This is a genomic window from Limnohabitans sp. TEGF004 (assembly GCF_027924965.1).
Lineage (GTDB): Bacteria > Pseudomonadota > Gammaproteobacteria > Burkholderiales > Burkholderiaceae_C > Limnohabitans.
The window spans coordinates 1,736,025-1,746,401 of sequence record NZ_AP027056.1; the positions used below are offsets into that span (position 1 = coordinate 1,736,025).

General features: G+C 45.5%; 5 protein-coding genes. All 5 read left to right on the forward strand.

Annotated features, from left to right (window positions below; genetic code table 11):
• Window positions 1–4: 4 nt before the first annotated feature.
• From LINBF2_RS08275 to LINBF2_RS08295, 5 genes are read left to right on the forward strand one after another with little or no spacing between them, the layout of a single operon-like run.
• Window positions 5–1,900, forward strand: coding sequence for a hypothetical protein (locus LINBF2_RS08275; RefSeq protein WP_281888121.1), 1,896 nt, complete (start codon window positions 5–7; stop codon window positions 1,898–1,900).
• On the forward strand, window positions 1,897–3,426 hold the full coding sequence (locus LINBF2_RS08280; protein ID WP_281888123.1) for a hypothetical protein: 1,530 nt from the start codon (window positions 1,897–1,899) through the stop codon (window positions 3,424–3,426). Before LINBF2_RS08275 ends, LINBF2_RS08280 begins: the two co-directional genes overlap by 4 nt.
• On the forward strand, window positions 3,420–8,816 hold the full coding sequence (locus LINBF2_RS08285) for an FtsK/SpoIIIE domain-containing protein (RefSeq protein WP_281888125.1): 5,397 nt from the start codon (window positions 3,420–3,422) through the stop codon (window positions 8,814–8,816). Before LINBF2_RS08280 ends, LINBF2_RS08285 begins: the two co-directional genes overlap by 7 nt.
• On the forward strand, window positions 8,813–9,757 hold the full coding sequence (locus LINBF2_RS08290) for a hypothetical protein (protein WP_281888127.1): 945 nt from the start codon (window positions 8,813–8,815) through the stop codon (window positions 9,755–9,757). The genes LINBF2_RS08285 and LINBF2_RS08290 overlap by 4 nt, the downstream gene beginning before the upstream one ends.
• A complete protein-coding gene (locus tag LINBF2_RS08295) occupies window positions 9,754–10,371 on the forward strand; it encodes a class I SAM-dependent methyltransferase (RefSeq protein WP_281888129.1) in 618 nt (205 codons plus the stop codon). The genes LINBF2_RS08290 and LINBF2_RS08295 overlap by 4 nt, the downstream gene beginning before the upstream one ends.
• The last annotated feature ends 6 nt before the right edge of the window (window positions 10,372–10,377 follow it).

A 10,377-nucleotide genomic window follows, 5' to 3' on the forward strand; every position in this document is an offset into this window, starting at 1 on the left:
AAAATTGACTGAAATCATTACAACTTCCACTGAAACTGGTCCACCACCAGCAAGCGCATGGGTTCGCTTCTTACGAACCTATGGACCAACGCCTAACAACTTGACGATGTTTGACGAATACGTTGCAGGAGCGGTAGGAAGAGCAAAGGTTCAACCCATCACCCTCAGTGCGCCGATGCTAGAGCAAATGAAACAGCACATTGCCTCCGGTCGACCTGGCTCAATGCTGATTGCAGGGACTGCAGGGGATGGCAAAACATATCATTGCCGCGCACTATGGACCTCAATAGGAGGCAAGGAAAAAGACTGGGCAGATAAAGGCAATATTAAAGAGCATCGCCTTGCTGATGGGCGTTTAGCTGTTTTCATCAAAGACTTAAGCGAATTCAATGGCGAAGAAAGCGATGCACCACTAGCTAGACTTGAAAAATCAGTCCTTGGCGGCGACGATTCTGAAATAGTAATCATGGCGGCAAATCATGGCCAAGCTTTGGACCGGTTAAGAGATCTTGGACGTCGGCAAGGCCGCCCTCACCCACTTAGAAAACCGCTACAAGAATTCTTTTTACAAGCAGGTGAAGCCCCTAATCGACTAGCCGTATTTGACTTGAGTCGCAATGCTGGCCGTCAAGCTCTTGAAGAAGTAGTTGCGGCAGTTGCAAATCACGTTGAATGGAATAACTGCTCTACATGCACTCTCAAAGCTGATGGAAAAGTTTGTCCAATCTTTGAAAATCGTCAACGATTGTTAGGTCAAAGTGATGGTGGCCAATTCAGCCAGCGGCTAGGCGACTTAGTAGAAATTGCTCGACTTAACGGTCTTCATATGCCCGTTCGAGATTTGTTGGCCTTGTGCGCCAACATGATCTTAGGACACAGAGAAGCTAAAGATGGTTTGATGTCATGTTCAGAAGTGTCGTGGATTCAAGAACAAGGTGTCATTGATCGTGCAAGCGTCTATGGCAATGCATTTGGAGCCAACTTACCAAGACGACGACTAGCAGATCGCCCTGTATTTAAAGCAATGGCAGCCTTTGGTGTCGGGAATGAAACTACTAATGGTGCAGATGGTTTACTGGTCTATGGAAAGGATGACTCAAAACTCGCTCCATCATTCGCAAAGCTTGTAGGAAATGATCCTGTCTACGGCGCAAATGCACGACTTCTTAGCGCGCAGGATAAGTACTTAGAAGGAGAAGAAGCGGCACGAATTGAAGGTGGAGCATCCGATTTCATCAAGCTCTTAGAAGCTCAAAGACGACGACTCTTCTTCACACTACCCAATGGCGAAGAAGGTTACCCCTATTGGTCAATGACAGTTTTCCGATTCGCAGGCGAATACCTAGAGATGCGGACCTCTCTATTGAATAAAAAACCTGTTTCTGAACTTGTTCGAGGGCGACTAGTCAGAGGACTAAACAGAGTTATGACGGGTCTTTTGGTTGATAACGAAGATCGTATTTTTGTTGCTAGCTCAGGCGGATTTACCCAATCGAAAGTGAGTGTTCTCTGCGACACAGAAGCACCATCACGCCGACAAAACGGGATTGGACTCGCTATCAAACTTGATTCAATAACAGATAGACCAACGTTAGACGTTGCCCTCTCTCCTGGAGCGGGAAATTCAGTGACATTCGATATAACACCTGTGAGGTTTGAGTTCTTGTCCAGAGTTGCTGATGGCGCTCTGCCGGGAAGTTTCTCCAATGAATGCTTAGAGGACATGCTAGCTTTCAAAGCAAAACTTCTTCGTAAAGCTGAATTGATACGAAACAACAACGCACAAGACGATGACGAGGAGACGAGTGCTGACGAGGGATCAATCACCCTCAACTTTATTGACATTGAACAAGGTGGGCACGGATTTTCTCGTCCGATCACCGTGAGGATTTCGGCATGAGACAACGCATCGACAGTGTCGACTTCGCAGTAGACGAACACATTTGGGGACATCGTCTTTATGACGAACAACTACCCCATCTAACAGTTCTTGAATTTTTAGGAGTTCTTGGGTCGAACTTAGATTCCCCTTTAATTGCTAGTGCTACTTCGAAAGTTCGATACAGACCACAAAGGCAAATTCGATTGCGCGGATTGCTGTTCAACAACCCATTTGTTGAAGCCATAAGAGAACGATCAATTCCAGACGACGAAAAATGGCGTGAATGGAGCGCCCTTTTTGCGCAAGACGCAACAAAGCATGGCGACGAAGACATGAGCTATCTGCGCCAAGCCTTCTCGAACTTTGATCACTTTGCCAAAGCAATTGAACTTCTTCGATCATCAGCATTTGAAGCAAGAAGCAATAAGCGATGGAGTTCTAAATTTGTCTTTCCATTTGGCCCTGATGCTCTCTATGAGGATCTAAGGATTGACCCAGGTTCAGTCAGCAATGACCGACGATTCTTTGCACGCACTGGCGAGCTTCTTTATCAGATGCTTAGTCGCGCAAAGCGAGGTCCTGAGTTGGGCGCGATTCTTTCAAATCGTTTGTTTAACAAATCGGCTCCAATGAATCGACTTGTTCGAGCATTACAGGGCGAGCCACAGCTAGCCTCAGATGCTCGAGATACTGGTTATCTTCCACACGAAACTCATCCTCGCTTTGATCAATTGTGTGATGACTGGTTGGCAATCTTGGCCAAAGACATGCCAATCTATGACGCTCTAGAGCACTTAATTACTTCTGCAGGTCTAAATTTACTTCTCTATTTCTTGGAGCAAGGAAAACAAGTTTCTGGCGATGATGATCCAGTTGAATTAATTTGTGAAATCGTTTCCAAAGAACGAACCAAAGTTCGAGCCTTATCTGGAGATTCCTATCAATTCAATCAAGGGATTTCACAAAAAGCTGTTCGAGCCGCAATCGAAAAAATTCGACTCACCACCGAATGGGATGCAGCCGCGACATCAGACTACCCCGATGCCGAACGTGCAAAAGTAATGCGAGACTGGTTTCAATGGCCTGCAAGTGAGTCTGATGATGAAGCTGATTACTCACAAATGAGTGGAGACAAGCTCATTGAAACACTGGTCGATAAAGCGCTCTCGCGTCATGAACAACACGTTGGAAAAATTCATGCTTCGTGGTCTCGAGCAATCGGATTAAGTTCACGCAGATTGTCTCGACGAACGAGGTATGCCCCGAATGACCGCCTTATCAAAACACTAGTCATAACGATCGTTGATGATCGAATGCAGTTTGATGAATTTTTAACAGAAGCAAAGCGTCGTTATGGACTAGTCATCGGCGACGCTGAAGGAGCAAGATTGGTTGCGGATAAATTAGTTGATCAAGAGGCGCTTAGCGAAAACCGATCCAATCTAGAAACACGACTCGTTGGTCTTGGGTTGGTTCGAAGGCTATCTGACTCATGTTCATTTGTTGAAAATCCATTTGGATTTAAAGGAGAAGAAAATTGCTGACCGATCGCATCATTGGGCGCGTCGGCGCTGACATTCTCGCGAAACGAATAAACGACGCTCGACAAGTTGACGGTGCAGCACAGGACTCCGCAGCCCTATTTCGACTTGACAAACTCTCTCCATCACAAATTGCCTCTGTTGCAAAGGCAGTTCAGGCAAATCACGCACTTTCAACACGTGTTGATTTGATGATTCCAGAATCCTTAGTTGAAGGACAAGGTCTTCCTGAGCATGTACTGATTCAACACAATGCTGGATTTGTTCGAAACAATGCACAAACAAATAAAGAAGCAATCCTGACGGCAAATGGCAATGAGCATAATCTTGCAGACACTCTTGGGCACGTTACGGCTCTAGGCGCAAAAGAACTTCGAGCAAACGAAGATGTTTGGGTTGACGCAACGTTTCATGTTGCAGGGCTAACACCTGTCGTTGAAGATAAATTAGTTTTCAGAGCGGCACTGAAAGGATTAATTGCAGCTAATGAGCTTTCACTGATTCAACTTGGCGATTTTTGCTCGCACATTACAGAGGCAATGTCCTCGGCTCGAGGTTTACCAATCCGTGATGCCATTGGTTGGTCCTTGCCGAAAGTTGGATTACCTAGAGACACGTCTTTCTTTTCAAGTACCAGGACATACGGTAACGCTGCAAATCCATGGAAAAAAGCATTTGAAAAACTTTTCACTCATCGAGCACCACTACTACTAAGACTCCGCCCCAACGGTCAGCCTCTAGATCCAGATGAAATGCGTCAGCGTCTGATTGACAATGCCGCAGACATTGCTGAATCAGCCCAAGCAGCATTAGAAGCTTTTATTAATGCCCCCCTAGGGGACAGTGAACCTGCAACCGAGATTGCAGAGTTCGAATGGGAAACCGATGGCATTTGCCACATCTTCGACAAGCCTAAAGAGCGCTTGCAAGGCCTGGCAGAGTCCACGCTTCGTTTTTTTGAGCATGATTGCGAAGACGCGGATGCACTTGATGAAAAGTGGAAACGTCATTTAGATGACCTAAAAGCACGCGAACGACGTTCCGAATGGAACGATGACGACAAAGCATTCTTTGAACTTCATCGTCGCCATATTGAGCAATCTAAGCAACTACACGCTCGATGGGAAAAAGCCATATTCGGAAAAGCGATTGAATGTCACGATTTCTTTGATGGATTCGCAAGCGTAGCTCACCACCTACTTGCAGGCACTGGTGATGTAACGGGAGAGCGAATCCTACGATTCACCGTAAATAAAGGCCGTAAAGAATGGCGTGAACGCTTTAACTATGACGTTGGATCTTATTTTTCTGCGATGTACCGTGGACTAAAAGAACTCATGGGGGCAAGAGTTGAATGGCGCGTAGAGCGCATGGGCGCAGCAAACCTTCCCGATCCATTGTTTGAATATGAGAAGTTTTTTGCCAAAGAAAAAGAGCTTCGCGGTACTGTCAAATCAGTTTCATCGCTTGCAAGAGCTGCCATCCAAATTAAATTTGATGTATCGCTTATTCAACGCAACGGTGATCAAGAAACCCTCGTAGACAAAACACAACTTGTTTGGAGCTATCGCCCTGAGTCCATTGGTTTAGCAATGGTGTCTGATATGCGCAGATTACTGGAAAAAGGTGCAGTAGGTTGCACCGAAGTACCTCGTAGGCTTGTAAGCAAAAAAGGCGGTGTTCAAAGTGTTTCGCTGTTAGACACAGGAACTCTTGAGGCAACTTTCTCAAGAGATGCAGGATCCTTAGTCCCTCCTGCAAACAAATTGCGGAGTCTCCGAGCTGAAATTAAGGATCGAATTAAGGAACTTGCCTCTGAGGGGCGCTTGACTGACGAACAGCGTGTTGAATTACGCACAGCTTGGGATACCTTCGAAGCCGACTACATAGCAGGCATGAAAGATTTTGTTGAAACAGGTCTTCAAGGTGAATCGGTTATGCGGCAAGCAGAATCGTTCGCAACGCTTCTTAATGCACTTCTTGTTCATGCTCGTGGTGATGTTTGTCGCGCCAAACTTGTTTCCGAAGTTCTCACGATTGGAACAGCCCGAGTTTCTGGAGAACAACCATCTCTAATCATTCCACCTTGGCACCCAGAGCGAATGAAAGCTTTGGCAGTCAAGACCCGCCGCACAGCAGGTTTAGTTACGCATCTACTCACTAGTGAAAACGTCCTCTTTGGCCATCGAGACATCTTTTTTAGGGAGTTTTCAGAAGAATTAGCACATCCGTACTATCCTGAAATTGCGGTCCTCATGCGCGGCAGTGCCCCAGTTTTAGTTTCAGAAACAAGCACTGTTAACGGCTACAGTCTTTTCGAACGCCCGGTCAAAGGAGAGGAAGACACGTTAACAGACGTAGACCCTTCGTCTGCGGCTAAGCAAGCAAAAGATTTGCTGGAACGATATGTTGGACTACAGCCGCATGAAGCAACCAACCTAAGCGTTCTTCTTTATAACGCCGATGCAGCAGAACTTCCTTTATCAACAGTTCGTGAGCTAGCAGGACTTCAAACTGAAGACGATTTTCAGTGCAACGTATCAGTGCGCCATAGTGAGCCGTCTAAGCTGCGAAGAATTTATGCTGAGCTTGTAAACAAAGCAGGCGATGACCCTGAGCTGCCTGTTGTCAGTGAAACATCAGATAACTTTATTTCAAAGCTTCGTATTGCAGTCACTCCAGCCGCCTCAACGCCTGCTCAAGGAGAAGGTGGCTTCAAGCCATTTGATATCGCTTTTCTGCATGATGTTGTTTCAAGGACTGCACAAGAAGAATGGCTGCCGATGGACTGGACTAATGATCGTCCAAGCCTAGAGCATGCCCCTTCAAGATGGTCATACAGAAGCGTCTCAGGAGAAAACGAACTCAAGTCCACAACCTTTTTGACTTGCCCATGGCAAACGGCCTCAGGTTGGGCTTACGTTGGCGCTGTCGCTGCTGTTGCAAGGCAAACAGACGCCCCAGTTGGTTCTCGTTTTTTACCAGCTCGGCGCATTTCTCTTCAGCATGAAGCACTGGCAGCAACAATGGCTGATGCTCATTCATTAGCTGAATGGGTTGCAACCTATGACGAATTGCTAGATAAGCGTCAGCTTCAACATAGCGGAGTAACAGTTGTTCGTTATCGAAGAGCGAACACTAACGGTCGAAACATGATTGTCAGCTCGACTTCAGAGCTCCGACTTCTTAGTCTGCTTACAAGAAGACGCTTGAACGAACTGAGCCTCAATCTTTCTGCTGAACAAATTGATGATGTGGCAGAAAAGGTGAAGAAAGACGCCCTACTTGTTTCAGGGGATATCGTCTTGAGAGCCGCAAAACGTGGCGTATCAGCAGGCGAAATGCTTGGGGTAGTGTTAAGTCGTCATTTAATAGCCGAAGAATTCTCTGCGCAAACAAATCCAGCTCGATCGTTTGGGGTCTACTTCCTTTTGGACGATTATGCTGACTGGCTGGCACAACGCGAGAGCCGTATTGCCGACATACTTGGTCTATGCGTAGAGGAAACTGACGCAGGGATATATCTGCGAATAGCAGTCGTTGAATCAAAGTACGTATCCTCTGATGGTGCAGCAGAAGCGCGCCGCTCATCCAAAGCACAACTAATGGCTACGCTCTCAACATTTAGAGCTGCGTTATTTGGAGATCCAGGTCGACTTGATCGTGATGTTTGGCTATCAAGATTGGCCGATTTGCTAATTGATGCAGAGATACCGCCAGGACTCTCTGGCCTTTTAGAAAGAGCCAGAGCAAAGCTACGTGAGGGTGATATAGAAATTTCCCTTCAAGGCTATTCGCATGTATTTATACATTCGACCGACCCCACTCAATCAACATCTGCCTCAGAGCAGATAAAAATTGATGAAACAGATGATGTCCAAGCTTGGCAAGAAGTCTTTGACAGACCCGAACTAAGAAAATTAGTTGAGGCTTACGCGGCAAACAGCAACACGGCTCAGGTCCGAGCAATTCTTGGTGGCTATGAACCTTGGAAAAACTCGACATTCAACCGGCCAGCCGCACGTGTAGCTTGGCATGCAATGCTAGAGCAACTTGGCGATTCCGCCAGTTCTATTGGCGAATCTGAAGTTTCAACCACGCCCATTAAAGCTGATGTTGAGCAACCCACTATTTCAGAAGTTGATGCACAAGCATCGAATGAGAAAAAATCAATTCAAACTTCTTTCCTCGAGATGGAAGACACCGCCTTGCATGGCATGGGCGAGCATCTAACTCAGCTAATTACATCTAAGCAAATTGCAACGACTGTGGCCGATGATGAACGTGACGCTTGGGCTCAAGAAGTCACTAAAAAGCTTAAAACAGCACTTAATGGTTATGGTCTCCAGGCCGCCATTCTTGGCACCCGTTTAACGCCAAATGGATGCCTTGTTCGACTAGCAGGTTCAGATAGGCTAAAAGTTGAAGACATCGAATCAAAGCGAACTCAACTATTAACAACGCACGCCATAAATCTTGTCACCGTTCAACCTAAGCCTGGTGAAATCGTTGTCACGATTGCGGGAAGTAAACGACAAGCAGTATCTCTATGGGATCTATGGGCCAAACGGCAAGTGAACCGAAACGCTGCAGGTATCAACACATCTTTTGTGTTGGGCTTGCAAGAAGTTAATGGCGCACTCCTTTACTTAAATCTCGGAAGTGAATTCGGGGGACTAGCATCCCATGAACCCCACTCTCTTGTTGCAGGTGCAACTGGCAGTGGGAAATCAGTTTTGATCCAAGCAGTTCTTCTAGACATTGCAGCAACAAACAAGAAAAATCTTGCTCAAATTGTTCTGATCGATCCCAAAATGGGAGTGGATTACTCTGCTCTTGAAGACTTACCGCACATGCGTGAACCGATTGTTACTACGCGCGAACGCTCCACTGAAGTGTTGGACTCACTCGTAGAGGAAATGGAAAATCGATACCGAGCATTTGCCCAGGCGCGAGCTCGTGACTTATCTACTTTCAACTCAAAGTCAGCTCCCGAAGACCGATTGCCTATGCTTTTTGTTGTTCACGATGAGTTTGCCGATTGGATGCTTGACGATGGATACAAAGGCGCTGTAAGTGCAGCCGTACAACGATTAGGCGTAAAAGCGCGTGCTGCTGGAATTCATCTGATTTTCGCCGCTCAGCGTCCAGATAAAGACGTTATGCCAATGCAACTTAGAGAGAACCTAGGAAACAGATTAATTTTGAAAGTTGCAAGTGAAGCCACATCCAAAATTGCACTTGATAGACCTGGGGCTGAAATGCTTCTTGGAAGAGGCCACATGGCAGCAAAACTAAACGGTGAGCAAGGTCTTGTTTTTTCACAGGCTCCTTTTTTAAGTGACGAAGAGATCTCACTTGCAGTAAACGCAATTCGAGAGGACAACCAATGAAAGAAAACACTATCTTTTTAAAAGTTCTCCTCTGTTATTTCTTAGCTTTGGCACCTGTCAGCTATCTGCAGGCAAAGACAAGCCATCAAGATCAACCGCTTAAATTAGTTGAAACAAATCCGCACATAGACTCATCTTCTGCAGCACTTGATCTCCTTAAAAATCAGCTTGAAACGCAAAGAGATGACCACATATTGATAACGAAGAGACTTGATTTATTGGATAAAACACTTGCCCAATCTAGTGAGCGGGCGGACAACACCGCCTTTAGAACAAGTTGGATGAGTTTGGTAGGAATAGCATTTACTGTTGCTCTTGGATGGTTTGGTCTTCAGCACCAACACAAATTAAATGAATCGAAAGAACGAGCAGAAATCACCAATGCTTACATGGAGTGGACACTGAAGCAGGTTTCGGAATTTTACGGACCCCTTCGAGCACTACTAGGCCAATCAAATGCGATGTACCGACAAATGAATCATGTACTGATACATGCAGCCCCCGATATGTTCCGGTTTGAAAAAATGGATGGCCAAGACTTCGATAATTTGGTTTTTCAAATTTTCAAGAATGGGCAATGGAGTCGCTTTAGAACAGTTAAAAATCTTGAAGACGTTTACAACAAAGGATTCAACGTTGAACCTTACTTTACAGATGTTGTAAACGTAGGCGAACAGATCGCAAATCTAATACGGGACAAAACAGGATATCTTCGGGCGGAAGACAAAGATTTGGTTGCAGTGCTTGGTGACTACTTGGCTCATTTTTCTGTCTTGAAGCGTCTTCATGAAGCTGGTGCGAAAAATGAAAAAATCAATGCGACCAAGGCCGATGAAAACGCCACATTCCCCATTCAGATGCAATCATTGGTTGATGATGGATTTCAAAAAATTAACGCACAAATCATTAATTGGCGCGACAAAGGACTCACCAAACTGTGAATGAATTTTCTCGTAGTGCAAAAAATACTGACGAAATGAATTTAGCCTATTACGAGGCTAATGCGCGCAACTATGCAGACATCACTCAATCAGCAAAAATCTCAAGCCTTCACGACAAATTTCTAATCAACCTGCCTCATAAAGCCAAGGTGCTAGATGTTGGATGCGGAAGTGGTCGGGATTTAAAAGTTTTTAAAGATAGAGGACTCTTTGCAATCGGAATAGAACCGTCACATGCATTAGCTGAGATTGCTAGAAACCATTCTGGATGCGAAGTTACAGTTGAGAAAATTGAAAACATCAAATTTACAAATGCATTTGATGGCGTCTGGGCTTGTGCATCACTCTTACATTTACCCAAACAGAAATTCCCGCTAGCAATTCAAAAAATTTATGAATGTCTTCATGCTCACGGTTATTTCTTCTTATCCATGCAGGCTGGATTCGGCGAGAGCACTAGTATCGACGGGAGGTTTTATTCGAGATATGAAGAAACCGAACTAGTTGATGTATTGAGGAAGTCTGGATTCTTCATTCAATCCACATGGCGAACCACAGACTCACTTGCAGGAAGGGCGTCTTTACAGTGGATCAACATAGTGGCACACAAATAATCACCA

What these genes read in the sequence shown, in the direction of transcription:
- LINBF2_RS08280 (WP_281888123.1), top strand. Translation starts at nt 1,897, where the DNA reads ATGAGACAACGCATCGACAGTGTCGACTTCGCAGTAGACGAACACATT.
- LINBF2_RS08290 (WP_281888127.1), top strand. Translation starts at nt 8,813, where the DNA reads ATGAAAGAAAACACTATCTTTTTAAAAGTTCTCCTCTGTTATTTCTTA.